Origin of the sequence: Pseudomonas sp. NBRC 111124 (assembly GCF_001320245.1) — a bacterium.
GTDB lineage: Bacteria > Pseudomonadota > Gammaproteobacteria > Pseudomonadales > Pseudomonadaceae > Aquipseudomonas.
The window spans coordinates 133,069-147,163 of the sequence record NZ_BCBA01000027.1 but is presented as its reverse complement, the minus strand read 5'-3'; the positions used below and the strand labels follow the sequence as shown (position 1 = coordinate 147,163).

Below are 14,095 nucleotides of genomic sequence, written 5' to 3'. Positions count from 1 at the left end.
GTTCTCTGCAAGCCAGGCGGGTTAAGGGCTGCAGCGCCTTTCCCGCAGGTTATCCACAAGCGGTTCCACAGTCATTGTGAACAACCCATAACCCGTGCTGCGCTGTGGTGGAGAATGCCGTGGCGCCTGGCCAAGGCTTCACGGTCCTTGCTGTAGCCGCCACCGATCACGCCGACCATCGGGATATCGCGGCCAAGGCAGTGGCGCATCACCAACTCGTCACGCGCCGCCAGGCCCTGGTCGGTGAGTTGCAGGTAGCCCAAGGCATCGTCCTTGTGCACATCGACGCCAGCGTCGTACAGCACCAGGTCGGGTTGATACAGCGGCAGCAGATAGCTCAGCGCATCTTCCACCACCTTCAAGTACGCCGTGTCGCCCATGCCGCGTGGCAGGGGAATGTCCCAGTCACTGTGGGCCTTGCGCGCCGGGAAGTTTTGTTCGCAATGCAGGGATACGGTGATGGCGTCAGGGGTGTCGTGGAGGATGCGCGCGGTACCGTCGCCCTGGTGCACATCGCAGTCGAAGATCAGCACCCGGTGCACGCGGCCTGCTTCGAGCAGGTAGCGGCTGATCACTGCCAGGTCATTGAAGATGCAGAAGCCGGCCGGGTGGTCGTAGTGGGCGTGGTGGGTGCCGCCGGCCAGGTGGCAGGCGATGCCATGCTGCAGCGCCATTTCGGCGGTCAGCAACGAGCCGCCCACCGCACGCACGGTACGCCGGGCCAGGGCTTCGCTCCAGGGCAGGCCGAGGCGGCGCTGGTCCTCGCGGGACAGCTCGCCGTTCATGTAGCGCTCGATGTAGCTGCGGTCATGGGCCAGAGCGAGGATATCGTTGGGGCAGATGTCCGGGCGCAGCAGGGCCTGGTCGGTGGTCAGCCCGCTGCCCACCAGGTGGTCGCGCAGCAGGCGGAACTTGTCCATGGGAAAGCGGTGCTCGGCAGGGAATTCCGGGCTGTAGTCTTCGTGGTAGATCAGCGGCAACGGCATGGGGACTTCGCAATCGGGGCCAGCGCTGATCTTGCCAGTTATTTCCCCACGCTGGCCAATACGCGTTGCCAATCCGGCTCGTTCAAACGGCCGAGGATCCGTGCCTTGCCATTGGCGTCCACCGAAACGAACAGCGCGCTGGCGTAGTTGCTCTCGCGCTCGCCACCGGCCACACGCTGCTGACGGGCGAAATGGTCGATACAGCCATTGTGGGTGACCAACACCAGGTTGTGCCCGGCACGCTTACGCGCCAATGCCTCACTGGCGAACTGATTGTCGCAGCTTTCCAGCCAGGCTTCGCTCACCACGGCCTGGCCAAGGATAAAGTGCGCGGTCTGCTGGGTGCGCACTTTGGGGCTGGCGAGCAGATCGGCATTGCCCAGGCCCAGTTGCTTCAACCCTTGGCCTACCCGGGTGGCAGCCTCGCTGCCGGCCACGGTGATGCCGGTAGGGTCGTTCAGGCACGGGCCGGGCGCGCTGTCGCAGCGTTCGGCATGGCGGATCATCACGATCACCGCACCATCGGCCCAGTCTTGCAGCAGGCCGCTTTCGTTCAACTGTCGCTCATTGCCAAGGTCCACGATATGGGTCCTCGTCGCCAGCCAGGTGGTCACCGCCGCGATGACCATGCACAGGCCGAGAGCGGCACCAAGGGCTTTGCGTGACATGCGTCGCTTGCGACGGGCGTGGATGGCGGGATGGCCCAGGGCGTTGCTCGGTTGCATGCGTCACTCCAATGGCGCGGCGGTGGTTTGGCGGTAGTGTGCGCAGCCGTCTGTCGGAGGCCGGTGAAGGGGTTGTGAAAATTGCATTCCGTGCGCCGCCAGTTGCGTGAAAAACCTGGCCGGGCCTACGCTGATGAATGCCACAGCGCAAAACCGGAGCTTGCCCCATGACCCCCATCCTCCACCTGGAAAGCGCACGCCTGGTGTTGCGTCAATGGCACGATGACGACCTGCGCGAATTCGCCGCGATGTGTGCCGACCCCCAAGTGATGCGCTATTTCCCGGCGCCGATGACGCGGCTGGAAGCAGCAGCGCTGATCGGCAGGATTCGTGGGCACTTCAACGAATACGGCTTTGGACTGTGGGCCCTGGAGCGCAAGGACAGTGGAGCCTTCATCGGCATGACGGGGCTGCTCAACGTCAACTTCGATGCGCCCTTTGCCCCAGCGGTGGAGATCGGCTGGCGCCTGGCCCTGCGCCATTGGGGCCTGGGATTTGCCAGCGAGGCGGCGTGGACCTGCCTGCGTTGTGCTTTCGCCCAATTGCGCGTCGAAGAGGTGGTGTCGTTCACTAGCGAGAGCAACTTGCCGTCGCAGAAAGTCATGCAGGCCATTGGCATGGTCCAGGACGCCAATGGCAGCTTCGACCACCCCCGCCTGCCCATCGGCCACCCGTTGCGCCCTCACGTGCTGTATCGCATTGACCGCGCACATTGGGAGCAGACCCTGCGCACTGAATGAGCCGGCATGCACGGCGTCAATGACAAACCCTGTATCATTTCCCACCTGAGAGCGCCGTAGAGCTGTGATGCCTTGCTAGGAGAACCCCCGATGAGTCATGTGTTGGACGACCTGGTCGACCTGTTGAGCCTCGAGTCGATCGAGGAGAACCTGTTCCGTGGCCGCAGCCAGGACCTGGGCTTCCGCCAGCTGTACGGTGGCCAGGTGCTGGGCCAGTCGCTGTCGGCTGCCAGCCAGACGGTCGAGGATGCGCGCCACGTGCATTCGCTGCACGGTTACTTCCTGCGCCCGGGCGATGCCAGCCTGCCGGTGGTGTATTCGGTCGACCGCGTGCGTGACGGCGGCAGCTTCAGCACCCGTCGGGTGACGGCGATCCAGAAGGGCCAGCCGATCTTCACCTGCAGCGCGTCGTTCCAGTACGACGAGGAAGGCTTCGAGCATCAGGTGCAGATGCCCGATGTGGTCGGCCCGGAAAACCTGGCGACCGAAGTCGAGCTGGCCAGTGCCCATGCCGACAAGCTGCCCGAGCGCATCCGCGACAAGGTGCTGTGCGCCAAGCCGATCGAAATCCGCCCGGTGACCGAGCGCGACCCGTTCAACCCGCAGCCTGGCGACCCGGTGAAGTACGCCTGGTTCCGCGCCGACGGCACACTCCCTGACGTGCCTGCACTGCACAAGTACCTGCTGGCCTACGCCTCCGACTTCGGCCTGCTGACCACGTCGCTGCTGCCCCATGGCAAGTCGGTGTGGCAGCGCGACATGCAGATCGCCAGCCTCGACCATTCGCTGTGGTTCCACCGCAACCTGCGCGCCGATGAGTGGCTGCTGTACGCCACCGACAGCCCGTGGGCCGGCAATGCCCGTGGCTTCTGCCGCGGCAGCATCTTCAACCGCGCCGGCCAGCTGGTGGCATCGTCGACCCAGGAAGGCCTGATTCGTCACCGCAAGGACTGGGCATGAACCTGGGCGAGATCCGTAACTGGGTGTTCGACATGGACGGCACCCTGACCGTGGCGGTGCACGATTTTGCCGCCATCCGGGTAGCCCTGGACATCCCGGCGGAGCACGACATCCTCACCCACCTGGCGGCGCTGCCGGCAGCGGAAGCGGCAGCCAAGCATGCCTGGCTGCTGGAGCATGAGCGCGACCTGGCGATTGCTTCGACTGCGGCCACCGGGGCGGTGGAGCTGGTGCGTGAGCTAGCGGAGCGCGGTTGCCGGCTCGGCATCCTGACCCGCAATGCGCGGGAGCTGGCGCACGTGACGCTGGAAGCGATCGGCCTGGCGGATTGCTTTCAGGTCGAGCACATTCTCGGGCGCGATGAGGCGCAGCCGAAGCCGAGCCCGGATGGGCTGTTGAAGATTGCCAGCGCCTGGGGCGTAGCGCCCAGCGAGCTGGTGATGGTCGGGGATTACCGCTTTGACCTCGATTGTGGACGGGCCGCAGGGGCGCGCACGGTGCTGGTGAACCTGCCGGACAACCCGTGGCCGGAGCTGGTGGATTGGCATGCGGCGGATTGCCGGGCATTGCAGGTGCTTCTGGGCTGATGCTTGTGGCTTCACTGGCTATGCTGAACCCCAGTCTTTCTCTGAATGGAGCCTCAGTCATGACCAGCAAGGCCATCTACGTGCAACCCGGCGGCGGCTACGACAAAGTCGAAGTCGGCACCTGCGAGGCGCCAGCGCCCAAGGCCGGCGAGATCACCGTGCAGCTGCACGCCAGCTCCCTCAACTACCACGACTTCGCTGTGGTCAGCGGCATGTGGGGCCCGAGCGAGCGGCGCATTCCCATGGCCGACGGTGCCGGAGAAGTGGTCGCGGTCGGTACGGGCGTGACCGAGTTCAAGGTCGGCGACAACGTGGTCAGCACCTTCTTCCCCGACTGGCTCGACGGCCAGGCCAATGTCGAAGGCTTTGGCCGGGTGCCTGGCGATGGCATCGATGGTTATGCCCGCGAACAGGTAACGGCTTCGGCCACATCGTTCACGCTGGCACCCCAGGGGTTCAGCCACGCCGAGGCTGCGACCCTGACCACGGCGGGCCTCACCGCCTGGCGCACATTGATGAGCGATGACCACCTCAAGCCCGGCGACACGGTGCTGGTGCAGGGCACCGGCGGCGTGTCGATCTTCGCCCTGCAGTTCGCCAAGCTGGCCGGTGCCACGGTCATCGCCACGTCGTCCAGCGACGCCAAGCTCGAACGCCTGAAAGCGCTCGGCGCAGACCATCTGATCAACTACAAGAGCACCCCAGCTTGGGGTGAGAAGGCGCGGGAGCTGACTGGCAATCGCGGCGTCGATCATGTGATCGAAGTGGGTGGGCCGGCGACCCTGGAACAGTCGATGATCGCCGCGCGCATCGGCGGGCATGTGTCACTGATCGGCATCCTTACCGGCGTGGCCGGGCAGCTGCCGCTGGTGCAGGCACTGGTGCGGCAGATCCGCCTGCAAGGGGTGCTGGTGGGCAGCCGTGCGCAGCAGCAGGCGATGGTGCGGGCGATCGATGCCAATGGCTTGCGGCCAGTGGTGGACAAGCACTTCGAGCTGGAGCAGATCGTCGAGGCGTTCCGCTATCAGGAGAGCAACCGGCATTTCGGCAAGATCTGCCTGACCTGGTGATATTCAACGAGAGCGGCCCCTAGTCCGGCAGCAGGCGATCGCGGCTGTTGGACAGGTGCAGGCAGATCGCTGCCCGCGCTGCATCCGGGTCCTGCCGGCGGATGGCATTGAGGATCGCCTCGTGCTCAAGGTTGGCCAAATACGCCTGCCGCGCCAGCTTGGCTCCGGTGCGCTCGGCCAGGGCCATGCGGTTACGCGGGATCAGCCCGTTGCCCAGTTGCGCCATCATCTCGCTGAAATACAGGTTGCCGGTGGCCTCGGCGATCAACAGGTGAAAACGCCGGTCTGCCTCGATGCAGCTGTCGCCGGCAGCCGCCAGGTCTTGATAGTCATCCAGCGCCTTGCGCATGCGTGCCAGGTGCTCGTCGCTGCGGCGCACGGCGGCCAGGGCCGCCGCCTGGCCCTCCAGGCCGATGCGCAGCTCCAGCAGGTCGCGCACGCTCGCGGCATTTTCCGCCCCCACCCGCAAACCCGCATGGCCCTGGCGCTCCATCACGAAGGTGCCGATGCCGTGGCGCGGCTCCACCAGGCCTGAGGCCTGCAACTTCGACAGCGCTTCGCGGACCACGGTGCGGCTGACGCCATGCTCGCGTACCAGGGTGTTCTCCGATGGCAACTTGTCGCCCGGCTTGAAGGTGCCCAGCAGGATTTGCTGGGTCAGGCTCGATACCAGGTCGTGGGCGCGGCTGTGGCTGCGTTTGGCAGGGGAGGTATCCATGGGTGTCCCGCAAAAAGATTACTTGTACGACAAGTTAACCAATAAAAATATTTTTTGCCTGGATTTTCTCTACACGGTAAAGGCCGGTCAATTGCTTTTTCGGCATGTTCGTCGCGGTATCGCTATTTATCAGCTTGTATTTTGCTATTTGAGCGATATTCGGCACCTTGTCGTACAACCGTGCTGCGCATATGCTCCGTTCCACTGTCATGTCAGACAACATCGACCCGCACAAAAACAATTAGTGGGAGATCCACCCGTGAACGACACCCTCGCTCCGTCTGCCCGGAATGAAGGCGACGCCTTGGCCAGTGCCGTGGCCAAGGTCAAACGCCACGTCCTGCCGCTGTTCGTCATCATGTTCATCGTCAATTACCTCGACCGCGTCAACATCGGCTTCGTACGCCCGCACCTGGAAAGCGACCTGGGCATCAGCGCCGCCGCCTTTGGTTTCGGCGCCGGGCTGTTCTTCATCGGCTACGCGCTGTTCGAAGTGCCCTCGAACATGCTGCTGCAAAAGGTCGGTGCGCGGCTGTGGCTGACCCGCATCATGTTCACCTGGGGCCTGGTGGCCACCGCCATGGCCTTTGTCCAGAGCGAAACCCAGTTCTATGTGCTGCGCTTTTTGTTGGGCGTGGCCGAAGCGGGCTTCTTCCCTGGCGTCATCTACTACTTCACCCGCTGGCTGCCCGCCGCCGAGCGCGGCAAGGCGATCGCCATCTTCCTCAGCGGTTCGGCCCTGGCCTCGCTGATTTCCGGGCCGCTGGCCGGCGCGCTGATGCAGATCCAGGGCCTGGGGCTGCATGGCTGGCAGTGGATGCTGTTCATCGAAGGCATGGCTTCGGTAACCCTGTGCTTCTTCGTGTTCTTCTGGCTCGACTCCAAGCCGCAGGATGCCAAGTGGCTGAGCCAAGCCGAACAGGACGCGCTGGTAGCGACCATCGACCGCGAGCAGCGTGAGCGCGAAGCCGTCGGCGCGGTGAAGCCTTCGGCTTGGAGCCTGCTCAAGGACCGCCAGATCGTGCTGTTCTGCCTGATCTACTTCTGCATCCAGCTGACCATCTACGCCGCCACCTTCTGGCTGCCGAGCATCATCAAGCGCATGGGCGACCTCAGCGACCTGCAGGTCGGCTTCTTCAACTCGATCCCGTGGCTGATCTCGATCATCGCCATGTATGCCTTCGCTGCTGGCTCCACGCGCTGGAAGTTCCAGCAGGCCTGGGTTGCCGGTGCCTTGATAGTCGCCGCCATCGGCATGTTCATGTCGACCACCGGCGGCCCGGTGTTCGCCTTTGTTGCCGTGTGCTTCGCCGCCATCGGCTTCAAGTCGGCCTCGTCGCTGTTCTGGCCGATTCCGCAGGGCTACCTGGATGCCCGTATCGCCGCGGCCGTGATCGCCTTGATCAACTCGGTGGGCAACCTCGGCGGCTTCGTCGCCCCCACCACGTTCGGCCTGCTCGAACAGCAGACCGGGTCGATCCAGGGCGGGCTGTATGGCCTGGCCGTGACCTCGGTGCTGGCGGCCATCGCCATCTTCTTCGTGCGCATTCGCCCCAAGGGCGCTCCCTCTGACGACCTCAAGGCGCCTTCGGCCTTGGGCCAGACCCACTGATGACTGCGAGACAACAACCATGAACATGCAGACCAACCCCGCCGTTCACACCAGCACCCCGGTCATCACCGAGCTGCGCGTGATTCCCGTCGCCGGCCACGACAGCATGCTGCTCAACCTCAGTGGCGCCCATGGCCCGTACTTCACCCGCAACGTCGTGGTGCTGCGCGACAGCGCCGGCAACACCGGCCTTGGCGAAGTGCCCGGTGGCGAGAAGATCCGCCAGACCCTGGAAGACGCCCGCAGCCTGGTGGTCGGCCAGCCGATCGGCCACTACCAGCGCGTGCTCAATGCCATGCGCCAGACCTTCGCCAACCGCGATTCCGCCGGCCGCGGTCTGCAAACCTTCGACCTGCGCATCACCGTGCACGCGGTGACAGCCATCGAGGCGGCGCTGCTCGACCTGCTCGGCCAGCACCTCAACGTGCCGATGGCGGGACTGCTCGGTGAAGGCCAGCAGCGCGAGGCGGTGAAGATGCTTGGCTACCTGTTCTACATCGGCGACCGCCAGCAGACCGACCTGGCCTACCGCAACGAAGCCGATGCCGATGACGACTGGTTCCGCCTGCGCCACGAAAAGGCCCTGACCCCTGAAGCGGTGGTGCGCCTGGCCGAGGCCGCCAAGCAGCGCTATGGCTTCAGCGACTTCAAGCTCAAGGGCGGCGTGTTGCGTGGCGAGGAGGAAATGGAAGCAGTGACGGCCCTGGCCGAACGCTTCCCCGACGCGCGCATCACCCTCGACCCGAACGGCGCCTGGTCGCTGAAAGAAGCGATCGCCCTGTGCCGCGACAAGCACGATGTGCTGGCCTACGCCGAAGACCCGTGCGGTGCCGAGAACGGCTATTCGGGCCGCGAAGTGATGGCCGAGTTCCGCCGTGCCACCGGCTTGCCGACGGCCACCAACATGATCGCCACCGACTGGCGGCAGATGGGCCATGCGATCCAGCTGCAGTCGGTGGACATTCCCCTGGCCGACCCGCACTTCTGGACCTTGCAGGGCTCGGTGCGGGTGGCACAGATGTGCAACGACTGGGGCCTGACCTGGGGCTCGCACTCGAACAACCACTTCGACATTTCGCTGGCGATGTTCACCCAGGTGGCGGCGGCCGCGCCGGGGGAGATCACGGCCATCGACACCCACTGGATCTGGCAGGACGGCCAGCGCCTGACCCGTGAGCCGCTGCGTATCGTCGACGGCCATGTGCGGGTGCCGGCGCGTCCGGGGCTGGGGGTGGAGCTGGATGAAGACCAACTGGCCAAGGCCCATGAGTGCTACCGCAACATGGGGCTGGGGGCGCGGGATGACAGCGTCGCCATGCAGTACCTGATCCCGGGCTGGAGCTTCGACAACAAGCGGCCTTGCCTGGTGCGTTAAGGCATAGGGCCTCTTCGCGGGCACGCCCGCTCCCACGGGCTCTAGTGCAGTACCTGTGGGAGCGGGCGCGCCCGCGAAGAAGCCACCGCCATTCATCCTGCTTCAAAGAATGCCCGCGCCATCTCGACAAAGCCCCCTAGCACGGGGTTCGGGTTATCCCTGCAAAACGCCAGAAAGATCTCCGCCTGCTGTTCCATCCCCACCATCGGCTTGAACACCACCTGCTCCAGGCGCAAGGCCTGCGCCGAAGCCGGCACCACCGCACAGCCCAGCCCGACATTGACCAAGCCCAGGATCGAATGTGTCTGCCCCAGCTGATGCAGATACCGCGGCTGCACCTCATGCCGGGCAAACAGGTTGGCGATGCGGTCATGGAAATAGCGCCCTTCGTTGGCGCTGTACATCACGAACGGCTGGCCATCGAAATCGCTCGGCCTGAGCCGCTCGCGTGTCGCCAGCGCGTGGCCGGCGGGCAGGGCGGCAACGAAGGGTTCACGGTGGATCGGTAGGTACTCCACGCGCGCGCTGGGCAGCACTTGGCGCACCAGGCCGACATCGATCAGGCCGGATTCCAGGTCATGCACCTGGGTGGACGACACGCGCTCACTGAGTATCAGCTCGATGTCGGGCAAGGTCTGCCCGGCGTGCACCAGCAAGCGCGGGATCATGCTGTAGGCGCCGACAGCGGTGAAGCCCAGGGTCAGGCGGCCGGCTTCGCCATGGGCGATCCGCCGCGCCGACTGGCTGGCCGATTCGGCGACTTGCAGGATACGCCGGGCATCTTCGAGAAAACTTTGCCCGGCCAGGGTCAGGCGCGCCTGGCGGTTGTTGCGCTCCAGCAACAGCACCCCGAGGGCGTGTTCCAGCAACTGGATCTGCCGGCTCAGCGGCGGCTGTGTCATGTGCAGGCGGGTGGCGGCGCGGCCGAAATGCAACTCTTCGGCGACGGCGACGAAGCAGCGCAGCTGGTGCAGCTCCATGATTCAATTCCTGAATTATTCGATCCAGTATCTATATTAGACCTGTATCAAATGCGGGCCTAGCATCGAGTCATGTCCTCGACCTGCCGGATGCCCACGATGAACAACACTCCCATCGACCTGCTGCTGACCCAGCCCATGCCAGAGGCCATCGATGCCCAGCTGGTCAGTGCCTTTCAGGTGCATCGCCTGTATCAGCATGACCACCCGCAACAGCTGCTCGCCGAAGTGGGCCCACGCATTCGAGCGGTGGTAACGGGCGGCGCCAAGGGCCTGTCGAATGCGCTAATGGACCAGCTGCCGGCCCTGGAGATCATCGCCATCAGCGGTATCGGCACTGACGCCGTGGACCTGCGCCACGCGGCCAGCCGCGACATCCACGTCACCACCACGCCGGGTGTGCTGACCGCCGATGTGGCCGACCTGGCCATGGGCCTGATCATCAGCACCCTGCGCCGCCTGGGCGAGGGTGAGCGGCTGGTGCGCGACGGGTTGTGGGGCACGGTCAACCTGCCGTTGGCGCGCAAGGTCAGCGGCATCGAACTGGGCATTGTCGGGTTGGGGGAGGTCGGCAAGGCCATCGCCCGACGCGCCGCTGCATTCGACATGCGCATTGCCTACAACGGGCGGCGTGAGCAGCCAGAAAGCGGTTATCGCTACGAGGCCAACCTGGTCGAGCTGGCGCGCTCGGTGGATGTGCTGGTGGTAGCGGCTTCGGCCGATGGCGGCCAGGTGCTGGTGACAGCCGAGGTGCTCGATGCACTGGGGCCGGAGGGGTACCTGGTTAATGTGGCGCGGGGCAAGCTGGTTGATGAGGACGCGCTGGTCGAGGCGTTGCGTGAACAGCGCATTGCCGGGGCCGGGCTGGATGTGTTCGTCGATGAGCCGCATGTGCCGCCGGCCTTGCGTGACCTGAACCAGGTCAGCCTGCAGCCGCATCGCGGCAGCGCCACGCTGCAGACCCGGTTGGAGATGGGGCGCATGGTTCTGCAGAACCTTGAGGCCTGTTTTCGGGGCGATCTGCCGCCGAATCGGGTCATCGACCTTTAGGGCCTCTTCGCGGGGCGAGCCCGCTCCTACAAGGATCGCGTTTCCCCTGTAGGAGCGGGCTTGCCCCGCGAAAGGGCCGGCAAAGGCAACACAAGGCCTCAAAGGGCCACACCTTCTCTGCACAAGAACAATCGCTTCCACCGAGAAGCAAGAGGGTCCACATGAACAGCAAATCCGCCGTCGCCGCACCGCAGGCCGTGGCCGGGATCGGTCGCCATCGTTTCCTGGTCCTGGCGCTGATCTTCGTCATCACCGTCATCAACTACGCCGACCGCGCCACCTTGTCGATCACCGGCACCGAGGTACTCAACGACCTGGGCCTGGACCCGGTGATGCTGGGCATGATCTTCTCGGCCTTCGCTTGGGCCTACGCCCTGGGCCAGGTCCCCGGCGGCTGGCTGCTCGACCGCTTCGGTGCGCGCCGGGTGTACGGTGTCAGCCTGATCCTCTGGTCACTGTTCACCCTGCTGCAAGGCACCGTCGGCTGGCTGGGCCTGGCCGGGGTCTCGGCCGCTGTGGCGCTGTTTTCAATGCGCTTCATGCTCGGCCTGGTGGAGTCGCCGGCGTTCCCGGCCAACTCGCGCATCGTCAGTTGCTGGTTCCCCACCCGCGAGCGCGGCACGGCCTCTGCTTTGTTCAACTCGGCGCAGTATATGGCGGTGGTGGTGTTCGCCCCGCTGATGGCATGGATGACCCACAGTCTGAGCTGGGAGCAGGTGTTCATCTGGATGGGCATACTGGGGCTGGTGCTGAGCGTGGTGTGGTTCCGCCTTTATCACGAGCCGCACAGCGCGCCGGGGCTGAGCCGCGAAGAGCTGGACTACATGCGTGAAGGCGGCGCCCTGGTCGACCTGGAAAAGGAACGCAAGACGGCCAAGAGCAAACCGAACCGTACCGAAGTCATGCAGCTGTTCACCAGTCGCAACCTGTGGGCGGTGTACCTGGGGCAGTATTGCATCACCGCGCTCACCTACTTCTTCATCACCTGGTTCCCGATCTACCTGATCAAGGGCCGTGGCATGACCATCATGGAAGCCGGCTGGGTCGCCGCGCTGCCAGCCATCTGCGGCTTCACCGGCGGCATTCTCGGCGGCTTCGTTTCGGACTGCCTGATCCGCCGCGGCGTGCACCCGTCCAAGGCGCGCAAGACCCCGTTCGTGATCGGTATGGCGCTGTCCACCATCCTGGTGCTCGCCAACTATGTGGACAGCAACGCGGCGGTGATTGCCCTGATGACGCTGGCCTTCTTCGGCAAGGGCCTGGCAGCGGTGGGCTGGGCGGTGCTGTCGGATGTGGCGCCAAAGAAAATGGTCGGCCTGTGCGGTGGCGTATTCAACGGTATCGGCAACATCGCCGGCATCGTCACCCCGCTGGTGATCGGTTACGTGGTCGCCAGCACTGGCTCGTTCCACAACGCACTCTGGTTCGTGGCCGCCCATGGCGTGCTGGGGATCTTCGCTTACCTGTTGCTGGCCAGGCGCTTCGAGCGTACTGGGCAGGCGTAGGCAGACGCCTGAGCAACAGAGGCCCCGGGAGACCGGGGCTTTTTTGTGCCCGGCCGAAACACACCCAAATGGAAAACGAAAGCGTCAGACGGCCCGCTGGCGTGATTGGGCATGCCATTCGCGACATCTGGCGTTTCTGGAAATGCGCTGTCGTGATCGAACAGTTCCGAGGCGTTCTCGTGTAATTTCCCGCAGCCTTGCAAGGCTTAAATGAAGCCCGAACCACACCGGCATCTTGCTCTGTGACGTGTGCCAAAGATCAACAACAGCGCACCAGCAACATGTCGACTTATTGATTTCAAAGGAGATATTTTCGCCTACGCCTGCCCGTCCTTCCTTGTGTCAGCAAAAAGAGAACAATATCAATGAACACCGTGGGATCTGATGGCAACCTTGCTCAAGGTTTCAAGCCACGTCATGTAACGATGTTGTCCATTGCGGGCATCATCGGTGCCGGTCTTTTTGTCGGCTCCGGGCACGCCATTGCGGCAGCCGGACCCGCCACCATCCTTTCGTACTTCGTGGCCGGGACCCTGGTGGTACTGGTCATGCGCATGCTCGGCGAAATGGCCGTGGCACACCCGGACACTGGATCGTTCTCCACCTACGCTGACCAGGCCATTGGCCGCTGGGCCGGCTATACCATCGGCTGGTTATACTGGTGGTTCTGGGTGCTGGTGATCCCGATCGAAGCCTTGGCGGCAGGGCATGTACTCAACGCCTGGTTCCCCGATATCCCCAGCTGGATCTTCGCCCTCGCTTCAGTGCTGTTGCTGGCAGGCACCAACCTGTTCAGCGTGGCCAAGTACGGCGAGTTCGAGTTCTGGTTCGCCATCCTCAAGGTCACCGCTATTCTCGGCTTCATCGGCCTGGGCTTCGCCGCGCTGATGGGCTGGCTGCCGAACCGGGAGGTCAGTGGTTTGAGCGGGTTGATCGCCGAGCACGGCGGCTTTGCGCCCAAGGGCTGGTCTGCCGTCATCGGTGCGTTCATCACCGTGATGTTCAGCTTTATCGGCACCGAAGCCGTAACCATCGCCGCCTCCGAATCCAGCGACCCGTCGCGCAACATCGCCAAGGCCACCCGCTCGGTGATCTGGCGCATCAGCACCTTCTACATCCTGTCGATCTTCGTGATCATCTCGGTGGTGCCGTGGAACGACCCGCAGCTGGCCGTGGTGGGCTCGTACCAGCGCGCGCTGGAAATCATGAACATCCCCAACGCCGCCTTTATGGTCGACCTGGTGGTGCTGGTGGCCGTGACCAGCTGCATGAACTCCTCGATTTACATCGCTTCGCGGATGATGTACTCGCTGGCCAAACGCGGCGACGCCCCGGCGTTCCTCAACAAGACCTCCAAGGTCGGCGTGCCACGTGCAGCGGTATTCGGCAGCACCCTGATCGGCGCGGCAATCGCCGTCCTCAACTACTTCGCACCCAAGGGTGTGTTCGAGTTCCTGCTGGCAAGCTCCGGCGCCATCGCGCTGCTGGTGTACATGGTCATCGCCATCTCCCAGCTGCGCATGCGCCGCCGCCTGGAGCGCGAGAACACGGCGCTTAAATTCCGCATGTGGCTGTTCCCGTACCTGACCTGGGCGGTGATCATCTTCATCGCCGCTGCGCTGGCGGTGATGATGTACACGCCGGAGCATCGGGCGGAAGTGAGTTCGACCTTGGGCCTGGCGATCGTGATTTCCTTCCTGGGGATCGTGACCTCGCGGGGCCATGCGCAAACGGTGGGGGCGCGGTCGATGGGGTGATTGAGTTCACCTGGCAACAAGGGCGAGGGC

13 protein-coding genes are annotated in these 14,095 nt (G+C 64.3%); 9 read left to right on the top strand and 4 right to left on the bottom strand.

Features of this window, described 5'->3' with window-relative positions; genetic code table 11:
* Window positions 1-71 precede the first annotated feature (71 nt).
* Both APH28_RS11635 and APH28_RS11630 read right to left on the bottom strand, forming a co-directional pair.
* A complete protein-coding gene (locus APH28_RS11635) occupies window positions 72-986 on the bottom strand; it encodes a histone deacetylase (RefSeq protein WP_060509453.1) in 915 nt (304 codons plus the stop codon).
* 38 nt (window positions 987-1,024) lie between these two features.
* Window positions 1,025-1,711 (bottom strand): histidine phosphatase family protein, encoded by a 687-nt coding sequence (locus APH28_RS11630; protein WP_060509452.1) that lies wholly within the window; start codon window positions 1,709-1,711, stop codon window positions 1,025-1,027.
* A 167-nt stretch (window positions 1,712-1,878) separates the two neighbouring features.
* On the opposite strand from APH28_RS11630, the gene APH28_RS11625 reads away from it, so the two are divergent.
* The 4 genes from APH28_RS11625 to APH28_RS11610 all read left to right on the top strand — a co-directional run bounded on the left by APH28_RS11625 (window position 1,879) and on the right by APH28_RS11610 (window position 5,068).
* Entirely contained in the window at window positions 1,879-2,451 is a 573-nt protein-coding gene (locus APH28_RS11625) for a GNAT family N-acetyltransferase (RefSeq protein WP_060509450.1), read from the top strand.
* A 90-nt stretch (window positions 2,452-2,541) separates the two neighbouring features.
* Window positions 2,542-3,411 (top strand): acyl-CoA thioesterase II, encoded by an 870-nt coding sequence (tesB, locus tag APH28_RS11620; RefSeq protein ID WP_060509448.1) that lies wholly within the window; start codon window positions 2,542-2,544, stop codon window positions 3,409-3,411.
* Window positions 3,408-3,998, top strand: coding sequence for an HAD family hydrolase (locus APH28_RS11615; RefSeq protein WP_060509447.1), 591 nt, complete (start codon window positions 3,408-3,410; stop codon window positions 3,996-3,998). Before tesB ends, APH28_RS11615 begins: the two co-directional genes overlap by 4 nt.
* A 59-nt stretch (window positions 3,999-4,057) precedes the next feature.
* Window positions 4,058-5,068 (top strand): NAD(P)-dependent alcohol dehydrogenase, encoded by a 1,011-nt coding sequence (locus APH28_RS11610; RefSeq protein ID WP_060509445.1) that lies wholly within the window; start codon window positions 4,058-4,060, stop codon window positions 5,066-5,068.
* Between the two features lie 19 nt (window positions 5,069-5,087).
* On the opposite strand, the gene APH28_RS11605 is transcribed toward APH28_RS11610, so the two are convergent.
* Window positions 5,088-5,786, bottom strand: coding sequence for a FadR/GntR family transcriptional regulator (locus APH28_RS11605; protein ID WP_060509443.1), 699 nt, complete (start codon window positions 5,784-5,786; stop codon window positions 5,088-5,090).
* A 259-nt stretch (window positions 5,787-6,045) separates the two neighbouring features.
* On the opposite strand from APH28_RS11605, the gene APH28_RS11595 reads away from it, so the two are divergent.
* Window positions 6,046-7,398: an MFS transporter gene (locus tag APH28_RS11595; RefSeq protein WP_060509439.1), complete on the top strand. Its 1,353-nt coding sequence runs from the start codon at window positions 6,046-6,048 to the stop codon at window positions 7,396-7,398.
* 19 nt (window positions 7,399-7,417) lie between these two features.
* On the top strand, window positions 7,418-8,773 hold the full coding sequence (gene gudD / locus APH28_RS11590) for a glucarate dehydratase (protein WP_060509436.1): 1,356 nt from the start codon (window positions 7,418-7,420) through the stop codon (window positions 8,771-8,773).
* A gap of 92 nt (window positions 8,774-8,865) precedes the next feature.
* Here gudD and APH28_RS11585 read toward each other — a convergent pair whose 3' ends face one another.
* Window positions 8,866-9,753, bottom strand: coding sequence for a LysR substrate-binding domain-containing protein (locus APH28_RS11585; protein WP_060509434.1), 888 nt, complete (start codon window positions 9,751-9,753; stop codon window positions 8,866-8,868).
* A gap of 99 nt (window positions 9,754-9,852) precedes the next feature.
* On the opposite strand from APH28_RS11585, the gene APH28_RS11580 reads away from it, so the two are divergent.
* The 3 genes from APH28_RS11580 to gabP all read left to right on the top strand — a co-directional run bounded on the left by APH28_RS11580 (window position 9,853) and on the right by gabP (window position 14,065).
* The gene (locus APH28_RS11580) at window positions 9,853-10,803 is read left to right on the top strand and encodes a 2-hydroxyacid dehydrogenase (RefSeq protein WP_060509432.1); all 951 of its coding nucleotides are present in this window, start codon (window positions 9,853-9,855) and stop codon (window positions 10,801-10,803) included.
* Window positions 10,804-10,964: 161 nt separating this feature from the next.
* The gene (locus APH28_RS11575; protein WP_060509430.1) at window positions 10,965-12,308 is read left to right on the top strand and encodes an MFS transporter; all 1,344 of its coding nucleotides are present in this window, start codon (window positions 10,965-10,967) and stop codon (window positions 12,306-12,308) included.
* Window positions 12,309-12,673: 365 nt separating this feature from the next.
* On the top strand, window positions 12,674-14,065 hold the full coding sequence (gene gabP / locus APH28_RS11570) for a GABA permease (protein WP_060509428.1): 1,392 nt from the start codon (window positions 12,674-12,676) through the stop codon (window positions 14,063-14,065).
* Window positions 14,066-14,095 lie beyond the last annotated feature (30 nt).